This window comes from Vibrio sp. Vb1018 (assembly GCF_033338775.1).
Taxonomy (GTDB): Bacteria; Pseudomonadota; Gammaproteobacteria; order Enterobacterales; family Vibrionaceae; genus Vibrio; species Vibrio alginolyticus.
The window spans coordinates 46144-65170 of record NZ_JAWOTI010000019.1; the positions used below are offsets into that span (position 1 = coordinate 46144).

General features: G+C 44.4%; 15 protein-coding genes and 1 pseudogene. 8 read left to right on the plus strand and 8 right to left on the minus strand.

What is annotated here, in order from left to right; all coding sequences use genetic code 11:
* Nucleotides 1-257 precede the first annotated feature (257 nt).
* From R7Z10_RS18100 to R7Z10_RS18110, 3 genes are all read right to left on the minus strand, one after another.
* Nucleotides 258-1517, minus strand: coding sequence for an outer membrane protein transport protein (locus R7Z10_RS18100; protein ID WP_064354222.1), 1260 nt, complete (start codon nucleotides 1515-1517; stop codon nucleotides 258-260).
* 297 nt (nucleotides 1518-1814) lie between these two features.
* The gene (locus R7Z10_RS18105) at nucleotides 1815-2546 is read right to left on the minus strand and encodes a DUF3379 domain-containing protein (RefSeq protein WP_017635939.1); all 732 of its coding nucleotides are present in this window, start codon (nucleotides 2544-2546) and stop codon (nucleotides 1815-1817) included.
* On the minus strand, nucleotides 2539-3114 hold the full coding sequence (locus R7Z10_RS18110) for a sigma-70 family RNA polymerase sigma factor (protein ID WP_005380528.1): 576 nt from the start codon (nucleotides 3112-3114) through the stop codon (nucleotides 2539-2541). The genes R7Z10_RS18105 and R7Z10_RS18110 overlap by 8 nt, the downstream gene beginning before the upstream one ends.
* Before the next feature lie 720 nt (nucleotides 3115-3834).
* On the opposite strand from R7Z10_RS18110, the gene fadI reads away from it, so the two are divergent.
* Together fadI and fadJ are read left to right on the plus strand one after the other, a co-directional pair.
* On the plus strand, nucleotides 3835-5142 hold the full coding sequence (gene fadI / locus R7Z10_RS18115; RefSeq protein WP_005384447.1) for an acetyl-CoA C-acyltransferase FadI: 1308 nt from the start codon (nucleotides 3835-3837) through the stop codon (nucleotides 5140-5142).
* Nucleotides 5142-7253 (plus strand): fatty acid oxidation complex subunit alpha FadJ, encoded by a 2112-nt coding sequence (gene fadJ / locus R7Z10_RS18120; RefSeq protein ID WP_318105495.1) that lies wholly within the window; start codon nucleotides 5142-5144, stop codon nucleotides 7251-7253. Before fadI ends, fadJ begins: the two co-directional genes overlap by 1 nt.
* A 68-nt stretch (nucleotides 7254-7321) precedes the next feature.
* Here fadJ and R7Z10_RS18125 read toward each other — a convergent pair.
* Both R7Z10_RS18125 and R7Z10_RS18130 read right to left on the minus strand, forming a co-directional pair.
* Nucleotides 7322-7501: pseudogene (locus R7Z10_RS18125) on the minus strand (CG2 omega domain protein); the annotation flags it as partial.
* Nucleotides 7502-7668: 167 nt separating this feature from the next.
* Nucleotides 7669-10446, minus strand: a complete 2778-nt coding sequence (locus tag R7Z10_RS18130; RefSeq protein WP_206954212.1) for an insulinase family protein — start codon at nucleotides 10444-10446, stop codon at nucleotides 7669-7671.
* Nucleotides 10447-10820: 374 nt separating this feature from the next.
* Here R7Z10_RS18130 and sixA point away from each other — a divergent pair, with 374 nt between their 5' ends.
* Nucleotides 10821-11285, plus strand: a complete 465-nt coding sequence (sixA, locus tag R7Z10_RS18135; protein WP_005380537.1) for a phosphohistidine phosphatase SixA — start codon at nucleotides 10821-10823, stop codon at nucleotides 11283-11285.
* Nucleotides 11286-11381: 96 nt separating this feature from the next.
* Here sixA and smrB read toward each other — a convergent pair whose 3' ends face one another.
* Complete coding sequence (gene smrB / locus R7Z10_RS18140) at nucleotides 11382-11912, minus strand: endonuclease SmrB (protein WP_005380539.1); 531 nt, start codon at nucleotides 11910-11912, stop codon at nucleotides 11382-11384.
* 62 nt (nucleotides 11913-11974) lie between these two features.
* On the opposite strand from smrB, the gene prmB reads away from it, so the two are divergent.
* Complete coding sequence (gene prmB, locus R7Z10_RS18145; RefSeq protein ID WP_005380541.1) at nucleotides 11975-12907, plus strand: 50S ribosomal protein L3 N(5)-glutamine methyltransferase; 933 nt, start codon at nucleotides 11975-11977, stop codon at nucleotides 12905-12907.
* A gap of 178 nt (nucleotides 12908-13085) precedes the next feature.
* Nucleotides 13086-14171 (plus strand): chorismate synthase, encoded by a 1086-nt coding sequence (aroC, locus tag R7Z10_RS18150; RefSeq protein ID WP_064368696.1) that lies wholly within the window; start codon nucleotides 13086-13088, stop codon nucleotides 14169-14171.
* Between the two features lie 223 nt (nucleotides 14172-14394).
* Here the strand turns inward: aroC and R7Z10_RS18155 are convergent, their stop codons facing one another.
* Nucleotides 14395-15018, minus strand: a complete 624-nt coding sequence (locus R7Z10_RS18155; protein WP_005380544.1) for a trimeric intracellular cation channel family protein — start codon at nucleotides 15016-15018, stop codon at nucleotides 14395-14397.
* 332 nt (nucleotides 15019-15350) lie between these two features.
* Between R7Z10_RS18155 and R7Z10_RS18160 the strand changes: the two genes are divergently transcribed.
* The 3 genes from R7Z10_RS18160 (at nucleotide 15351) to R7Z10_RS18170 (ending at nucleotide 16841) form a co-directional block, all read left to right on the plus strand.
* Nucleotides 15351-15881, plus strand: a complete 531-nt coding sequence (locus R7Z10_RS18160) for an elongation factor P hydroxylase (protein ID WP_005380546.1) — start codon at nucleotides 15351-15353, stop codon at nucleotides 15879-15881.
* Nucleotides 15882-15906: 25 nt separating this feature from the next.
* Nucleotides 15907-16170, plus strand: a complete 264-nt coding sequence (locus tag R7Z10_RS18165) for a YfcL family protein (RefSeq protein WP_017635933.1) — start codon at nucleotides 15907-15909, stop codon at nucleotides 16168-16170.
* Nucleotides 16171-16316: 146 nt separating this feature from the next.
* Complete coding sequence (locus R7Z10_RS18170) at nucleotides 16317-16841, plus strand: NADPH-dependent FMN reductase (RefSeq protein ID WP_005380552.1); 525 nt, start codon at nucleotides 16317-16319, stop codon at nucleotides 16839-16841.
* A gap of 76 nt (nucleotides 16842-16917) precedes the next feature.
* Here the strand turns inward: R7Z10_RS18170 and mnmC are convergent, their stop codons facing one another.
* Nucleotides 16918-18936 carry a bifunctional tRNA (5-methylaminomethyl-2-thiouridine)(34)-methyltransferase MnmD/FAD-dependent 5-carboxymethylaminomethyl-2-thiouridine(34) oxidoreductase MnmC gene (gene mnmC / locus R7Z10_RS18175; protein ID WP_318105500.1) on the minus strand — a complete coding sequence of 673 codons (2019 nt, stop codon included), beginning with the start codon at nucleotides 18934-18936 and terminating at the stop codon, nucleotides 16918-16920.
* Nucleotides 18937-19027 lie beyond the last annotated feature (91 nt).

Genomic DNA, 19027 nt, shown 5'->3' on the forward strand with positions numbered 1-19027 from the left:
TTTTTACTTTAGAAATGAAAGTCCAGCGTAAGTGGTAATTTGGAATATTATCCTTTAAAATATTGTTTATGTGGTTTAATAATCTAACTGTGAAAGGCTTGTAAACGGAATTCAGCGAACAGCTGTGCGTCCTAATTGTGAGATTTAGATACACGTGTTCACTCAAATTGAGTGGGCAATAAATCGCAGATATGAAAAAAGGCTGGAAATCCAGCCTTTTATATAAAGTATTTTTCTACTAACTAACAGCGAAGCGTTTAGAAGCTACGGCTGTATTGTAAGCCGAATAGAATTGCATCAGCATGAGTTGTTGCTGTTACACCGGTAGAAAGGCCAGGAGCTAATTGAGTATTCTCATTAACTTTTACATCTTCACCTAACAAGTACGTGAAGCCAAAATCGATGTTTGAGCTATTATCAATATGGTAAGAGAAACCTGTGGAGAACCACTGGCGATCTGAGTCTGGTACCGAGATAGACGTTACTTTATCTTGAGCGCTTGTGTCGTACATGTAACCAGCACGAAGTGTCCAGTTGTTGTTTAGGTAGTAAGTACCACCAATTGCGTAGTGCCAGCCATCTTGCCATTGATAGTCTTTCGAGTAACCACCTTTAAGTAAACCCTGATTTAGGTTCTCAAAATCAATTTGGTCGAAATCTTTCCAACCGATGTATTGGATGCTGTAGTGTACAGCAAACTTAGTGTCTTGGATTTTGTGGAAACCAGAAAATTCGGCCATATCTGGTAGAGGTAGCGTGATTTCCTGACCTTTATCGTCTTTCGCCGTAAATTCAGGGCTGTAACGATATGCTAGACCAAAACGGTTGTTTTCATCTAGTTCGTACACAGTACCAACGTTAAAACCAACAGCCCAACCATCAGCTTTATCTACGTCCAGAATTTTTTGACCGCCAACCCCTGGGACTGAAGAGCTAGTTGTACGCTTCATTGTGCCTTGGCCGTAGATTAAATCTAAACCAGCACCAAAGCTCCATTGTTCGTTTAAACGGTAAGAACCCGCCAATCCAAAGTTGAAGCTTTTTACATCCGTAAGACCACCGTACTCGGTTGCGGTGTAGTTATCTGAAAATTCAGTTTTAGTGCCGAAATTAGAGTATGCGTTTACGCCCCATGCAAACTTGTCATTTACTGGAACGATTAGGTGAATGTTTGGAGCTATTGACGTATCACCCACATCATCAGTGTCAGCAACATTTACAGTACTGGAGCCCAAAGGAGTATTAACGTTATATTTCGCATCTTTCACTTCAATCATTGAAGTAATGCTTTCGAAACCTAGCGACAGTTCCATTTTATCAAACAGAGCCATTGCTGCTGGGTTACGAGCCATTACCGCTGCATTATCTGCGATTACTGCATCACCAGCAAATGCACGGCCGATGCCAGTTGCTGATTGAGCGTTGATTTGGAAACCCGCTGCCATCGATTGACCTGAGGCAAAAGCTACCGTTACTGCTAGGAGAGTCTTTTTAAACAGACGCGTGTTCTGAGTCATTTGTTTTTCCTTATTAGATTCGTCTCTTTGGACGATAAATTGAGCTTTTGCTCAGTGGCGCAGATAGTAGTATCAATAATTGCTTGGACAAATCCGACCATTGGATAAAATTGAATAAAAATTGCAGAAATGATGTCTAAAAGACGGGAAATTGCACTTAAAATGCATAATTTAGAGTTTAAGCTCTAAATGCTATAGCAGTGGTGAATGTTTTGTGCTCTATTTATACAAAAATGCCGCTAAATAAGATCATTTAGCGGCATTTAACCTTTTGAAGGCTGGAAATCGTCGAAGTTGTTACATCGGCTTAATCATTGATGCAAGAGTCGTAGCGATCGCATCAATATTTTCACCTTCTTCCCCGACTAAAATCAGGCTTGAACTCCCGACGGGCTGAACGATTCCGGTCATGCCATCCTTACTAAAGTCGGTACTTTGTTCGCTTGGAATACCAGTAATAAATAACGTTACTTTACCTTTTGGACCTTGGAACACCATATGCACCGCATTGGATTCGCCAAAACCGCAGTGGTTTAGGTAGTAAACGTGATATGGAAAGTTTTCACTAAACTGGTAATGAAATGGCGACATTTTCGCATTAATTTGCGAGCTCGGTACATCCTCATCAAGATGACGAACAAACGGTTCTTCATGAATAACGTGTTTCATTGCGGTATCCGCTAAACTGGCTTGTGCTGGAGACACCAAAACATTTCCCCAGTTTACTTGGCCAACTAATAATCCTGCGGTGAACGCAATAGAAGCGGCAAGTGCCATTGCTTTGCGGACAAAGTTTGGTCTGACGACCTTCTCTTCATCAAGTGCACTCGACGTCTGGCTAAATAAAATCTTATCTGCGAGATCTTCGGGTACATCCACATTCATGGCTTGTTTAATTTTTACATCGAGATCCAAAACGTCATCAACAAACTTATTGTTGGCGTCGCTACCAGCTAAAGCTTGCAGAATCTCTTCATCCTTTTGTTTTGGATCCGACAAAATACGACGACGAAATTCTAAATCATCCATTCTTTTGTCCTCTCTTAGTATCTTGAGAATCCAACATCTCTTTAAGTTGATTACGAGCGCGAAATAGTCGAGTCATCACTGTGTTTTTATTTAAATCAAGAATGTCGCCAATTTCTTCTCCACTGAAACCACCGACAACTTGGAGAAATAAAGGCTCACGATATTCAACATCGAGCTTCATGATCTGTGCCTGCAGCCATTCTTGCTGATGATGTGAGTCATCGCTGACTTTAGCATCATTGCCGTAATCATCGATATCAACTAAATCAAATTGTTTACGTTCGAAGCGGCGCGCATTTTCTCGTCTCAATATTGTGATGAGCCAAGACTTGGCAGCTTTTTCGTCTTGGAGGCTATCGAGTGACTTCCAAGCTCTAAGACAGGTTTCCTGAACTAGATCTTCCGCGACCGCTTTATCTTTGCACAACCAATATGCGTAGCGGTACAAGTCACGATGATACCCTCGGACGAGCGCTTCGTATTTTCTTTGCTTGTCCATATCAGAGTTGACCGGACTGTTGGAATTTTTCTTTCCAAACATTTTTAATATGGCCACAGGAGCCTCCATCCTCGCTCTGTGAGTTTCTTATTTGTTCTGAGCATGACTTTACTTGCTTCATCGCTTAGCGGTTTTGGTTGCAGGATTTGTCATGCAACCCCTTTGACACAATAAGCCATGTGGTTACCTAAAAGTGTATACGCAAATGTCAGATATCATCGAACACGAATTGATATATATTGTTAACAATATCATCATTAGTAATCAATGGCTTGGATAAGTTCACTCGATGGAGCATTAAAAGGGACTTCTGATGGTGGATTCTTGAATTGTTTTGAATCAATAATCGCTTTAGGTGAGCTTAAAACTCGTAAAATCACTATAAAATTGATCTATTTCAAAATATCAAGCAGTGAAGGGGTTATAGTACACCTTGTCATCTCGTTAGTCATTGCGACTAACATGTTGAGCAAGATGACACTTCCTTTTGAAGGCTGACTTTACTTTCTCCTAATCAGGAAACTGATTACTTTTCAATTGGCGTAAGTTAATTGTTTTATAGATATTCCGACCACACAGTTATGTGTGGTTTTTTTTTGCTTCGATTTTACTTTCCGTATACCTCTTACCGTTTTAACTCTCTATAGTTAACCATTAGTAATCGCATAAGAATCAAAGAAGTAGAGTAATTGAACTACTTGCTTCACGTTTATTTAAACGCACGTTTGATAAATTTAACAAATTCATTACAATGCATCAGGTCAGACCTCTTGTATTTAAGGAGAAACAATGGGCAAGCAGGAAGTAAAAACACGCAATGGTGAGCGTGTCGCTATTGTCGCGGGGCTTCGAACTCCCTTTGCTCGTCAAAGCACGGAATTTAGCCAAGTGCCAGCGGTCGATTTAGGGAAAATGGTAGTAAGCGAAATGCTTGCTCGAACAGATATTGATCCGAAGCTAATCGAACAAGTGGTATTTGGACAAGTAGTACAAATGCCTGAAGCGCCAAACATCGCACGAGAAATCGTGTTAGGCACTGGTATGAACATCCATACTGATGCATACAGTGTGACTCGAGCGTGTGCGACGAGTTTTCAAGCGGCGGTTAATGTCGCAGAAAGCATCATGGCGGGAACCATCGATATTGGTATTGCTGGCGGTGCAGACTCTTCTTCCGTCCTGCCTATTGGCGTATCAAAGAAACTGGCCGCTAATCTGCTTGCTCTTAGTAAGACAAAAACAATGGGTCAGAAGCTTAGTATCCTCAAAAACTTGAGCTTTAAAGACCTGATGCCAGTGCCACCAGCAGTAGCAGAGTACTCTACGGGTTTATCCATGGGACAAACTGCAGAGCAAATGGCTAAAACACATGGTATTTCTCGCGCAGAACAGGATGCGCTTGCACATCGTTCTCATACGCTGGCTTCTCAAGCTTGGAAAGAAGGAAAAATCCAAGATGAAGTGATGACGGCTTTCCCTGAACCATACAAAAAGTGGATTTCGGAAGATAACAATATTCGTCATGACTCAACGGTTGAGGGATACGCGAAATTGCGACCTGCGTTTGATCGTCAGTATGGCAGTGTTACGGCAGCGAACAGTACGCCATTGACTGATGGTGGTGCGGCAGTGATGTTGATGCGAGAAGGTAAAGCGAAAGAGCTCGGAATGGAGATCCTTGGTTACATCCGAGGTTATGCATTCTCTGCTATCGGCGTGGAAAAGGACATGCTGATGGGTCCGACTTATGCCACAGCGAAAGTGCTTGAAAATACAGGCTTGGAACTGTCAGATTTGACGTTGATCGACATGCACGAGGCCTTTGCTGCTCAAGCATTGGCGAATGTGAAGATGTTTGCTTCCGATAAGTTTGCTCAAGAAAACCTTGGTCGCTCAAAAGCGATTGGTGAAATTGACATGGATAAGTTCAACGTGCTTGGCGGATCAATTGCTTATGGTCACCCATTTGCTGCGACTGGTGCGCGTATGATGACGCAAACCCTACGAGAGCTAAAACGCCGTGGCGGTGGTATTGCATTGAATACCGCATGTGCTGCTGGTGGTCTTGGTGCGGCAATGATTCTGGAGGTTGAGTAATGAGCGAGCAAAAAGCATTTAGTCTAAAGGTTGATGAGCAAAATATTGCTTGGTTAGCCATCGATGTTCCTAATGAAAAAATGAATACGCTGCAGGCGGCTTTTGCTGACGAAATGAAAGAAATTTTTGCTCAGCTAAAAGACTCCAGTGGTATTAAAGGGATGATCATCCACTCCCTAAAACCGGACAATTTTGTTGCGGGCGCAGATGTTAGAATGCTAGAAGCATGCACCACAGCAAGTGAAGCGGAAGCCTTAGCAAGGCAGGGTCAGGAGTTGTTCCAGCAGCTATCGGACTTACCGTATCCTGTCGTTGTGGCCATTCATGGCCCATGTTTGGGCGGTGGTTTAGAACTGGCTCTTGCATGTGATTATCGTGTTTGTACGGATTCTGACAAAACGCGTTTAGGTCTGCCAGAAGTACAACTTGGTTTATTGCCAGGTTCTGGTGGTACTCAGCGTCTGCCACGTTTGATTGGCCTGTTACCATCGTTGGACTTGATCCTGACGGGTAAACAACTTCGTGCGAAGAAAGCTAAAAAACTGGGCGTTGTGGACGCCTGTGTGCCTGACACCATTTTGCTCGACGTATCAAAACAGTTTATCGACAAAGGTAAAAACAAGGGTACGAAAAAGCTATCGACGAAAGAAAAGGTGATGTCTGGTAGCGGGCTAGGGCGCAAGTTTGTATTTGAGCAAGCTGCGAAGAAAACGAATCAAAAAACTCGCGGTAACTATCCAGCAACGGTTGCAATTCTAGAAGTTATTCAACATGGCTTAGAGAAAGGCTTCGCTAAAGGCCAAGAACTTGAAGCGAAGCGCTTTGGTGAGCTTGTGATGAGCTCAGAGTCAAAAGCGCTCCGTTCGATCTTCTTTGCCACAACAGAAATGAAGAAAGAAAATGGCACGGATGCGAAACCAGCACCAGTTCATAAAGTTGGTGTGCTTGGTGGTGGTCTGATGGGCGCCGGAATCAGCCATGTGTCTGTTGCAAAAGCAAAAGTACCTGTTCGCATCAAAGACGTTAGCAACGATGGCGTTTTAAATGCGCTCAACTACAACTACAAGTTATTTGAGAAACAGCGCAAACGTCGCATTCTATCCAAGGCCGATCTGCAAGCGAAAATGCTGCAACTGTCTGGTGGTGTCGATTTTACCAGTTTTAATCATATTGATGTCGTAATTGAAGCCGTTTTTGAAGACTTAGATCTTAAGCAAAAAATGGTGGCGGACATTGAAGCAAACGCTAAGACAGAAACTATCTTTGCGACCAATACTTCTTCGTTGCCTATCCACAAAATTGCAGAAAAAGCGGAGCGTCCAGAAAACGTAGTGGGTTTGCATTACTTCAGCCCGGTAGAAAAAATGCCGTTGGTGGAAGTGATTCCGCATGAAACGACGTCAGATGAAACCATTTCAACAGTCGTTGCACTTGCTAAAAAGCAAGGTAAAACCCCGATCGTAGTGAAAGACAAAGCGGGCTTTTACGTGAACCGCATTCTTGCGCCATACATGAACGAAGCGGCGCATATTCTGCTGGCTAACGAACCGATCGAAAAGATTGATACGGCGTTGCTTGATTTTGGTTTCCCTGTTGGCCCGATTACCTTGTTGGATGAAGTTGGTGTCGACATTGGCGCGAAAATTATGCCGATTCTGGTTAACGAGTTAGGTGACCGATTCAAAGGGCCGGATGTGTTTGATATCTTGTTAAATGATGGACGTAAAGGACGCAAGAGTGGTAAGGGGTTTTACACTTACAAGGGCAAGAAGAAAGATGTCGACAAATCGGTTTACAAACTGCTTAAGCTCGACCCTGAATCTAAGCTAAGCGATAACGATATTGCGTTGCGCTGTGTGCTGCCAATGTTGAATGAAGCGGTACGTTGTTTGGATGATGGCATCATTCGCTCGCCACGTGACGGTGATATTGGCGCGATATTTGGTATTGGTTTCCCACCGTTCTTGGGTGGTCCGTTCCGTTACATGGACCAATTTGGCATTAAAGAGCTCGTAGAGAAAATGAATGAGTTTGCATCGAAGTATGGCGATCGTTACGCGCCATGTGATGGTTTGCTTACTCGAGCTGGTGAAGGGACAGCGTTCTATTAAACGTTGCTTCGGTAGAGAAAAAGGCTTGCCAGTGGCAAGCCTTTTTCATAAAGAAGAAATGGTTACTTCTTCTTGTCTTTATCATTCCACTGCTTTGAAGAGCAATCATCTGAGTTGATAGATACATTGTCTCCACTAAGGCGCACACAGTCGTCACTTAGTTCGAAACCATCGCCTTTGACTGAGATTTCAGCGTGAGCAGATGCCAATGGCAGTATAAGAGCCACAAGTAAAAGTGCTTTTTTCATGATTACCTCATTAAGTTATTTTTAGTTTGGTAATTAGAGCATAAGCCGCAATGGCGCAATTTCAATTTTCTGCCAATTATGGTGCCGATTCAATCTATGAGACCGACAACCTCATGGGTTTGTAGGTTCATTCTAGTAATCGACAATTTTATTTCTGCGCAACTAGATCACCCCAAGCCGCAATCTTTTGGCCGAAGTTGGAACTCTTCAATCGATCCTATTTCTTGTCCTAGATGGATGCGCGGAGCCTCCGAATGCGCTTGACCTTGAGAGTGCATGATCAAACGATTTGCAGTACGAGGTTTCAATTCGTTCACAACGAAGCGAATCATGTCTGCGCGCGTCAGCTTCTTCAACTCCGCCAGTACCTTGTCACGTTGGTTAAACTCAGTGTCCTTATTTCCTATCGCAACCCAAAGACGTTGAGCCCGTCCTCGAAGTGTGGTGTCCGGCGTTGCTATTTGGTTCCACAAGCCGCGCTTACTGCTGTGCCATTGGTAATCGTTTAACTCTAACAGCACCATATAAAAGGCATTTAAAAACTCATCGATTGAGGTAACCAGCTCGGCAGGTGCTGCATTAGGTGACTGCACATACAGTACAATACCAGGGTGACGATTTAGCGGCATATTGCCAGTGCCTACCATGTAACCTAATTGCTGCTTGGTACGGATTTCGTGGAAAAACGTTGCCGACATAAGGTGATTGGCCAATGAGTATAGCGCGATACTGCGAGGCTCAATATCCTCGCATTGGTGGTAAATAACGACTGCTGAATCTTGCTGATTACAATGCACCTCACGTTGAAAACTGCCATTTTTACCTAGCATAATGAGCGGACGAAGTGCCTCTTCATAACGTTGCTCGTTAACTCTTAGAGCATCCTTCAAGGTCGTAGCCATGTCATGGGCTTGCTGGCGTTGCCAGTCTCCGTAAACAAACATTTCAACGTGCAGTTCTGCAAGAATGGATTCTACGAATACCGAGAGTTCATCGACTTCGATTTCTTCTAGCGCTTCGACTAAGGTTGCGAAAGGCGGGTTATTGGGTTGAAGTAACCCAGTAAGTGCGTTAAACAGCTGCGAAATAGGGCGATCTTGTGAAGCATTTCTCCAGTTTCGTAACAATTGTTGTTTGATGGTTTCAAAGCGAGCAGGGCTGAAATCTCGAGAAGCAAAACGGTGCAGAATCATTTCTAGCAACTGAGGCAGCTTTTGACTGAACCCTGAGAGGGTTAAGGTCACGCCACCTTGGTGAGCATACATGTTGTAACCCATCCCTGCGATTTCTGCTTGATAGGTTTCTTTTGCTAGCGAATCGAGGAACATCTCTACACATAAGCGCGTTTTGACGATGTTCTTTGGTGATGCAACGGCATGAGAGCTGTCGATAGCGACATAAACGACACCTTTAGGCACACGAAATTCGTCATCTTGCAAATGCCACAGCCGAAACCCTTCGAGATCCTCAATCAACTCTGGCAGCGAGTCACCATTTTCGAGTGGCATGGGGTCGAGGTCGTAGCAAATATAAGGGTTCTTTTTCGGTAAGACGAATTGCCAGCTTGGATCGATTTGTTGATAGAAACGACGTTGGTCTTCACTAAAAGGCGTGACGGAGTAGGGGGTAAAGTACCATTCGGCAGTACGGTTGTATTCCAGGCCTTTAGCAATCAAAGTGACGCGTACATTATCGATGGTTAAGTATCGCAGCAATGAACGCTGTAACTCCTCATCGTAGCCCGCCATTTTGTAGTCACCATAAACCGTGTCTTCCGGTTGATAGTGCTGCATGTTGATCACCAGATGGCTGACGAGATCCATTGGGCGCGATGGCTCTTGGAAGCGAAAAGCCGATTCTAATACCGCTTGTTTTTCGAGATAGCGCCATTCATCTAACCCGTCTTGTTTGATCATCGAGAGGTATTGAAAAACTGCTTGAACGATATCATCAACATGATCTAAGCCGTTTGGCGTCAGGGTGCAGCTTACGGTAAAGTCTCGGTAGTTACTGCCACTCGCGCCGCCGCCCGCTGAGAGAGAAGTAATCCAGCCTTTTTCTTTGAGTTGAAGCATCAAACTGCCTTCTCCTTCATAACCCAACAGGTGAGCAAAGTAGGAGAGTGGCTTCACGCTATAATGCGCATCCATTCCCGGCATGGGGAATGTGAGAATCAGTTTACGGAACTCTTTGAGCGGCTCGACTTGAACCAAAATGCCCGTGCTTTCCTCAGTGCCTATCGGTACATCAATCGATTTTCCACGAAGGCGGTGATTTGGGATGTCGGCAAACATGGTTTCTACCCAAGCTTGCTGTTCATCGAGCGACTGTGGCCCAAATAGAGTCAGTGTCATCAAATCGGCGGAATACTGAGAGTGGTGAAACTCTACAATTTCGTCGCGGATGGATTTACCATCTCGGTCGCCAAGAGTATCTAAGTTTCCGACAGAGAATTTTGAAAACGGGTGCTCTGGATTGATGACTTCTTTGTTAACTTGATACAGGCGACGAGAATCATCATTAAGTTTGAGCTTGTATTCGGAGTCGACAGCCTGTCGCTCTTTGTCTAATGCTTCTTCGTTAAACAAAGGTGCGGTAAAGAATTGGCTAAATCGAGCTAAGGCACTTTCAAAGGCATTTGGAGCAATATTGAAAAAGAAACAAGTGTGCTCTGTACCAGTCCAAGCGTTGTTTGTTCCACCGTGTTGGCTAATATAGCTTTGAAACTCGCCCACTTTAGGGTATTTTTCCGTACCCAAAAAAAGCATGTGTTCTAAATAGTGTGCCAGACCTTGGCGATCGTTTGGGTCGTCGAAGTGTCCAACGTTCACTGCCAGAGCAGCTGCCGACTGTTGAGCTGTATCGGAATGAATCAGCAGTACACGCAGTTCATTGCTCAAGGTAATGTAGCGGTATTGATTTGAATCGTTAGGACTTAGATGCACGATGCGTCTCCAGATTTCGCATTACAGTAATTTAGGCTCCCCTCGCGGGGGGCGCAAAGTTTGCGTTTCGACAAATACTGCTTGCCGTATTTTTGTTATTCGTAGACTTCTGCACAGGCCCATCGCGTTTGCGTATGGGGAAGAACTGTTTGAGTGAATGCTCTGAACTCATTGCACAGTTAAATAGTGTGATGAACTGAGTACATTCTTTTAATAGATTGTTAAGAAAGTCGCTATCTTTAACAAGCGAATTGGTATAATGAACAGATAATTATATCAGTATTTTTGTTTCGTCATTGTTAAAGTTAGCCCCGTCTATCTAATAAAGATAGCAGTCAACCTTTTGGTAGCGTTAGCTATCCCTAGGAAATAACATGAAAATATTCATCATGCGTCACGGTGAAGCCGAGCATTTTGCAGATTCAGACGCAGCACGACAATTGACCCCAAGAGGCAGAGTCGAATCAGAAGCGGTTGCGAGAGCCTGTAAAGAACAGGGTTTTGCGCAATTCGATAAAGTGTTGGTGAGTCCGTACATTAGAGCTCAACAAACTTGGCAAGAGATCAGTGCGTATTTCTCTGCAAAAAGCATTGAAACTTGTGAAGATATTACACCTTATGGCCAGTCCGAGCATGTCTTCGATTTCGCAAGTGCATTAATCGAAGTCGAACAATTGGACTCGCTTTTGTTCGTATCGCATTTGCCTTTGGTCGGTTATCTGACTTCAGAGTTTGTAAAAGACATGACACCACCGATGTTTCCTACATCAGGGCTAGTGTGCATTGAATATGATTTACAAACACAAAATGGTGAAGTGCTTTGGCATATTACGCCATAAGTGTCTAAACCAAAATAAGCGTTTGCAAATTAGAGACAGAATAAGAAAGGCAGGAGATCCCTGCCTTTTCGTTTCGTCGTGTATACAGCAAGCTTGTTACTTTTCAGGAATTGAAAGCAACACTAACAACGCACCATCACCACCAAATTCTAGTGGCGCTTGGTGAAAAGCCATAACGTCAGGATGCTGTGCTAACCAAAGTGGGGCTTTCTGTTTCAGGATGTGTTTCCCAATACCATGTTGCACACACGCACAATGAATCTCGTTTTTGATGCAATAGGCTATCATCGCACCAAGCTCGCGTTTTGCTTCTTGCTGTGTCATGCCGTGCATATCGAGGAACACGTCCGGTACATACACGCCACGACGTAGACGTTTGACTTCATAAGTGGAGACGTCGTCACGTGCATAACGAGTTGGACCTTCATCGTTTAATAGAGGGACAAACTCGTCTGAAAAGTAAAATTCAGAGTCACTCGCTTCACGGTTGGAGCGCTTGATTTCTTTTTGCTTAGTATTTTTTTTTGGTTGCTGGATTATGGTATCCTGTCGCAACTTTTTTACGCCCTGTACTGCTTCCTGAAACAAGGCGAAATCGTCATCGTTCTCGGTGTCTTTTTTGCTCATTAGGTAAACAATTTCATTAATAAACTTTATTGGCAGTATTGTAGCGCTTTTCGGAGGCAATTTTGGATAAGATTTTTGTAGAAGAAGCGGTATCGGAACTGCATACCCTTCAAGATATGATTCGTTGGACGGTAAGCCGCTTTAATGCAGCGAACCTGTTTTACGGTCATGGTACTGATAATGCGTGGGATGAAGCAGTTCAGCTTATCCTGCCAACCTTATACTTGCCGATTGATGTGCCTCCGCACGTATTGAACTCTCGCCTAACGACAAGCGAGCGTCTGCGTATTGTTGAGCGCGTAGTAAAACGCATCAACGAGCGTACGCCAACAGCATACCTAACAAACAAAGCATGGTTCTGCGGTCTTGAGTTCTTCGTTGATGAGCGTGTACTTGTGCCACGTTCTCCTATCGGCGAATTGATTCAAGCGGAATTCCAACCTTGGTTGGTGGAAGAGCCTACGCGCATCATGGACCTATGTACGGGTTCTGGTTGTATCGCGATTGCTTGTGCGCACGCTTTCCCTGAAGCAGAAGTGGATGCTATCGACATCTCTACAGATGCTCTACAAGTGGCTGAGCAAAACGTACAAGATCACGGCATGGAGCAGCAAGTGTTCCCAATTCGCTCTGATTTGTTCCGTGATCTTCCAAAAGAGAAATACAATCTAATCGTGTCCAACCCACCATATGTGGATGAAGAAGACATGAACAGCCTGCCAGATGAGTTCACGCATGAGCCTGAGCTTGGGCTAGCTGCGGGTACAGATGGTCTAAAACTAGTGCGTCGTATTCTTGCTAACGCGCCAGATTATCTAACAGATAACGGCATTCTTATTTGTGAAGTCGGAAACTCAATGATTCATATGATGGAACAGTACCCAGAGATTCCATTTACTTGGATTGAGTTCGAGAACGGCGGTCATGGCGTGTTTATGCTAACGCGTGACCAGCTGGTTGAGTGTGCAGAAGAGTTTAAACTGTACAAAGACTAATAGAGTCTTGCACTAAACATCAAAACACCGAGCTTTATGCTCGGTGTTTTTTATGCATACCTCGCCGATATTAACTCTTTACATCAAAACGTAATAAAGCCACTATGAATCCACGAAGAATTGGAAAGCAGCTATGCTCTGTTTTGAGAGAGCGTGGCGATAAAAACTTGAGGAAGTAATGGCAGGAAACAGTATCGGACAACATTTCCGAGTGACGACATTCGGGGAAAGTCACGGTATCGCACTGGGATGTATCGTAGACGGATGTCCTCCGGGGTTGGAAATTACAGAAGCAGATCTACAAATCGATCTCGACCGCCGTCGTCCAGGCACATCACGTTACACCACACAACGTCGTGAACCGGATGAAGTTAAAATTCTTTCTGGCGTTTTTGAAGGCAAAACCACGGGCACATCGATCGGTTTGCTAATTGAAAACACCGATCAGCGCTCAAAAGACTACTCTGACATCAAAGATAAGTTCAGACCGGGTCATGCTGATTACACTTACCACCAAAAATATGGCATCCGCGACTATCGCGGTGGCGGCCGTTCTTCAGCTCGTGAAACCGCAATGCGTGTAGCTGCTGGTGCAATCGCGAAGAAATACTTAAAAGATGAGTTTGGTGTTGAGATTCGTGCTTACTTGTCACAAATGGGTGATGTATCTATCGACAAGGTAGATTGGAGCGAAATCGAGAACAATGCATTCTTCTGCCCTGATGCTGACAAAGTAGAAGCATTTGACCAACTTATCCGTGACCTGAAAAAAGAAGGCGACTCTATTGGCGCAAAAATCCAGGTTGTGGCAACTAACGTGCCTGTTGGTCTCGGGGAACCCGTATTTGACCGTTTGGATGCAGACATCGCGCACGCACTAATGAGCATAAACGCGGTGAAAGGCGTAGAAATCGGAGACGGTTTCGACGTGGTAAACCAAAAAGGCAGTCAGCACCGTGATACGCTTGCTCCTGAAGGTTTTGGTAGTAATCATGCGGGTGGCATTCTTGGCGGTATCTCGACTGGTCAAGACATTGTCGCTAACATTGCGCTTAAGCCAACATCAAGTATCACTGTGCCGGGTGAGACCATCACAAAAGAAGGTGAACCAACTCAGTTGATCACCAAAGGTCGTCATGACCCATGTGTGGGTATTCGTGCTGTGCCTATCGCAGAAGCGATGCTGGCAATTGTGGTGATGGATCATTTACTACGCCACCGTGGTCAAAACCATGGCGTACAAACCGAGACTCCAAAGATTTAAGAGCTTTGTGTCATTCCAGCGAGCTATAGCGAGACTAGGAATCTAATTTCAGCACGATGAAAAGAGAAAGAAACATCTCTGACAACAGAGTGCTCGGATAATAGATCCTGAATCATGCTCCTTCGTCGCTGTTCAGGATGACTGAATATAAAATTATGCCACTCACTGAATCGCGGGTGGCACAATTTTATCAGGCAACCTTTTTTGTTTAAGTAGTTTTTGCTTAATGAATCGAGCCTTCGGTTTCCAAATGGAAAGAAGGCAGACGCCACTTAAAGCGCACTGCAGCCATACGCAGCATGTAACCAGTAACCAGTGTAATGATCGTGGCAGTGACATCGGGAACATTAAATTCTAATAGCGCTAAGTACATTCCTGATGCGATAAGAGCGACAGAAGCGTAAAGCTCTTCATGCAGTACCAATGGTGTTTGGCGACAGATTAAGTCACGAAGTAGCCCACCGAATACACCAGTTACTAACGCTGAAACCATACAAATACCAGGGTGCAAGCCCATGCCCATCGCAATTTTTGTTCCGATGATACTAAACACGATTAAACCTAGTGCATCGAGGCGAATGAACAGACCTTTCAGCTTAATCACCCATTTCGCTAAACCTGTTGTTAGCACACCTGCAACACACGTAATTGCAAGGAACTCTGGGTTTTTTACCCAACCAAGAGGGTAGTGGCCTAATAGAATGTCACGTACGGTGCCACCACCAATGGCCGTTGCGCTGGCCACCAACATAACACCAAACCAGTCCATCTTTCTTCTACCAGCACTTAACGCACCTGTCATGGCTTCAGCCGTGATACCAATGATATACAACACACTTAGCAACATAGGGAAACACTCAACGTAAAAAGTCACTACGTTCTACGAGAATCAGCGTAGGCGAAGTAACAACACTTACAAACGGTTCTATCTCTCTTAAAAAGTGATTAAAACCAGCAACATGCTTGTAGTCAAACGGCTTAAAAATAGCGGTTTGAAAGGCATCAAAATAAGGCGAGAGTGTAGTGGTAAATAAGTACGCTGACGAATGAGAAATTGTATGGAGAAAGCGACCTTCAGATAAATTCAACTAATAACCAAAAATGTGGGGGTGCCTTTACCTCATAGCTAAAAACAGCGACAATATGCAGCGCATGTCAAACTGAAGTACAAACTCGACGATGACCCACGAATACCAAGACTTAATCACCATTTTTAATGACACCTTTTTAGAACAATTTAATACGAAATTAGAGTTAGGTGGTGATGAGCCTATTTATCTTCCTGCTGATGATGAACACCCTCATCATCGGATTATTTTTGCTCGGGGTTTTTACGCCTCTGCTTTACACGAGATCTCGCATTGGTGTGTGGCTGGTCCAGAGCGTCGTTTGCTGGAAGATTTTGGTTATTGGTATGAACCTGATGGGCGAACAGCAGAAGTTCAAGCGGAGTTTGAGAAAGTTGAAGTGCGACCTCAAGCTTATGAATGGATTCTGGCACAAAGCGCTGGCTTCCCTTTTACGGTGAGTTGTGACAATCTACACGGCGATTTTGAACCAGATAGGCTCGGCTTTATGAAAAAAGTGCATAAAGAAGTGCTAGGTATTTTGGACGTTGGCTTGCCTTTGCGAGTGAAAATGCTTTCTGATGCCCTGCGCGCATTTTATCAAACTAAGCCACTGGAAGCGTCGGACTTTTGCGTTAAATAACCACTAATAACCTCAGAGATACACCATGATTATTGAATTTGAAGAAAAACTACTGGAACTGATTGATGCTCGAATTGAAACAGCATCTGACGATGAATTGTTTGCTGGTGGTTATTTACGTGGTCACATCTCTTTATCCGCGGCGTCTTGTGAAGAAGAAGGGATTAGCGATATTACTGAGCTGAAGTCACGCATTGAGAGCAGCTTAGAAAATGCGCGTACCGAGTTAAGCCCGGCCGATCGCGTAATTGTCAGTGATTTGTGGCAAGAGCTCCAGGCTCAGGCTTAATCCCTAAGCAGCGTTCTCCCTTCATTTAATCCTAGTCATTTACTACTTCGAAAAATTCGAACCTCTCCATAAAATTTTTGTGGTTGTAGCGAAACTGTTCAACTTTTATTCTGATCAGCATAAAACGTGAACAAAGGATTACAACCATGAAAATTGTCGCATTTGGTGCATCTACCAGCTCTACCTCAATCAACAAACTACTTGCTACATACGCAGCAAATCAAGTCGAAGGCGCTCAAGTGAATGTTCTAGACTTAAACGATTATCAAGCGCCAATGTTTAGCGAGGACAAAGAGAAAGAAATAGGTCAAGCTGAAGGGGCTGTCGCGTTTTTACGTGACTTGGCGGAGGCTGACGCTCTCGTTGTTTCCTTCGCAGAGCATAACGGTTCGTACCCAGCGGCCTATAAAAACTTGTTCGATTGGGCGACGCGTATTGAGCGTAATGTATTTCAAAACAAACCTGTCGTTTATTTAGCAACTTCCCCTGGTCCCGGTGGTGCACAAAGTGTTCTTGCGGCGGCGACAGGTTCTGCTCAATTTTTTGGCGCGGATGTAAAGGCATCGTTATCTGTGCCGAGCTTCTACGAAAATTTTGACGTGGAATCGGGTAAGGTTGTAAACCCAGAAGTGGCAGAGCAAGTGAAACAGGCAGTTGCACTGCTGAAGTAATCTCAGTACGAGCGACTTAATGAGTTAGCGATTCCCGACACGTGTCTGTGTCGGGAATTAAAACGAGAGAATACTCTTACAGCTCGGTAATGGCTTTGCCTTTTCTTAGTTTACGAACCCACATTCGACTTGGGTGAAGTTCGGTCAATACATCAACAGGTAATGGCAGCGGGTCCCCACAGATCTGGGAGGCCAACACTTCAGCTAATAATGGTGCAGAGCTCAGTCCACGAGATCCTAAACCTAAGAAGCAGAATAGGTTAGGGTACTGATGAATGGTTTCTACCTCTTCTTCTTTTTGATTTTGTAAGTTGGCGTATTGCGTTTTGATCGTCTCAAAGTCACCCACATTTCCGACAAATGGTAAGTGATCTCGGCTAACACAACGAATACCTTGGCGAGATTGATTACCAGTGATATCTACCTCTTTTGCCCATGTTTGATTCGGTACACATTTCACTAGCTTTTCCGCATTATCTTTTTGGGCGTTTTCATCAAATTCGTAGTCAAGGTGACTGCGGTCGTAGCTTGCACCGATACACAAGTGTTGATTACTTGGGTTAACAGGTGTCATGTAACCGTCGTAACACAACACCGTTTTCAGCTGACTCAGCGTTTCGGTTGCTGGCGCATGACTGACTTGTCCTTTCACTTGTCCCATTGGTAGGGAAGCGGTTTGACTCAATGTCTGGAACTCATGGCCGTTCGCAATTACAACCGTTGAGTGCTCAAATGTTTGACCACTCGCCGTTAGTAGCCAGAGCTGACGCTTTTCATCCCAATCTAATGCCTCAACATGGTGTTCAAACTTCGTTGAGAGTAACGACGTCTGCTCCAATTGTTTAATTAACCCACGAGTTAACTCGGCAGGGCACAGCCACCCTCCCATTGGGTAGTGCACAGATGCCATATCAATAGGTAACCCGATAGTGTTCGCAGTCTCCTCGGCGGACAGCTTGTGAATGAGCTCTGGTGTGAAGTTACCCGCAAGTATTTTCTCCAGTTTGTCTGTGGATTTGTCATCCCACATCAACTGAGTCACACCACACCAGTCATGATCAAAATCGATCTCTTGTGCTGCTTGTTCAACAAACTGACGTGCGAACAAAAATGCAGGAGCAAACACTCGTGAAACACCCGTGTGCGGGCCATTAAGCAGTGGATAAACGGCTCCTTGTCGATTGCCTGAAGCTCCTTTGGCTGGTTGTTTGTCTTTACAGTAAAGGGTGACGTTTTGGCCACGACGAACTAACGTTTTCGCTAACGCCGCGCTAGCTATACCACCACCAATGATGGCAATCGAATCAAGATTGCTAGATGCTGAGCGATTGAACCAAGGGAGATGGTTCGACTGCTTTTCACGTTGCTCCATAGAGCCGGCGATCATTTCTCGCTTAGTGCCGAAACCTTTCACCTTTTTCATTGTAAAGCCAGCTTCGTTCAAACCACGACGTACAAAGCCTGCTGCGGTAAACGTGGCAACTGTACAATCTTGCTTGGCTAGCTTTGCCATGTTGTTGAACAGGCCTTGGTTCCACATTTCTGGGTTTTTGCTTGGCGCGAATCCATCTAAGAACCAAGCATCAATCAAACCTTGTTCGTTGTATGGAACTTGCGGCATGCAGTCTTTAATGTCACCAAACCAAAGGTCGAGTGTGATTGCGCCGTCTTCTAAAACAATGCGATGACACTCCGGCACAGCGGCAGGGTAGTGCTTTTGTAACTTTTCCGCGTACTCAGCTAGCTCAGGCCAAGCTTCATGTGCCTTCTTTAAATCGGGTTTGCTTAATGGGTATTTTTCAAAGCTAATAAAATGCAGCTCTTTCAATGTTGCGTCCGGATGCTGACGACGAAACTCACTAAACCACTGGCATACTGCTAAGAAGTTTAATCCCGTGCCAAATCCTGTTTCACCAATGACAAAACGTCTTTGGTCAAATTCCTGCCATCTTTCTGGGAGATGATTTTGTTTTAAGAAAACGTAGCGTGTCTCTTCAAGACCGTTTACGTTAGAGAAGTAAACATCATCAAATTGGTCTGAAACCGGAGTACCAGCTTCGTTCCAACCAAGTTCTGCGTTTTTTATTGAAGTCATAATGGTGCAAATTTGTGATTTGGCGCGGTAAGAATGGGGCGATTGTACGAATTTATGGGAAAGCTGACCACTTTTGTTGACTATCTTAGTT

Coding starts and splice junctions, on each gene's coding strand:
- fadJ (WP_318105495.1), top strand. CDS start 5,142: ATGAGCGAGCAAAAAGCATTTAGTCTAAAGGTTGATGAGCAAAATATT.
- fadI (WP_005384447.1), top strand. CDS start 3,835: ATGGGCAAGCAGGAAGTAAAAACACGCAATGGTGAGCGTGTCGCTATT.
- sixA (WP_005380537.1), top strand. CDS start 10,821: ATGAAAATATTCATCATGCGTCACGGTGAAGCCGAGCATTTTGCAGAT.
- mnmC (WP_318105500.1), bottom strand. CDS start 18,936: ATGACTTCAATAAAAAACGCAGAACTTGGTTGGAACGAAGCTGGTACT.
- R7Z10_RS18165 (WP_017635933.1), top strand. CDS start 15,907: ATGATTATTGAATTTGAAGAAAAACTACTGGAACTGATTGATGCTCGA.
- R7Z10_RS18100 (WP_064354222.1), bottom strand. CDS start 1,517: ATGACTCAGAACACGCGTCTGTTTAAAAAGACTCTCCTAGCAGTAACG.
- R7Z10_RS18110 (WP_005380528.1), bottom strand. CDS start 3,114: ATGGAGGCTCCTGTGGCCATATTAAAAATGTTTGGAAAGAAAAATTCC.
- R7Z10_RS18170 (WP_005380552.1), top strand. CDS start 16,317: ATGAAAATTGTCGCATTTGGTGCATCTACCAGCTCTACCTCAATCAAC.
- R7Z10_RS18105 (WP_017635939.1), bottom strand. CDS start 2,546: ATGGATGATTTAGAATTTCGTCGTCGTATTTTGTCGGATCCAAAACAA.
- R7Z10_RS18160 (WP_005380546.1), top strand. CDS start 15,351: ATGACCCACGAATACCAAGACTTAATCACCATTTTTAATGACACCTTT.
- R7Z10_RS18155 (WP_005380544.1), bottom strand. CDS start 15,018: ATGTTGCTAAGTGTGTTGTATATCATTGGTATCACGGCTGAAGCCATG.
- aroC (WP_064368696.1), top strand. CDS start 13,086: ATGGCAGGAAACAGTATCGGACAACATTTCCGAGTGACGACATTCGGG.
- smrB (WP_005380539.1), bottom strand. CDS start 11,912: ATGAGCAAAAAAGACACCGAGAACGATGACGATTTCGCCTTGTTTCAG.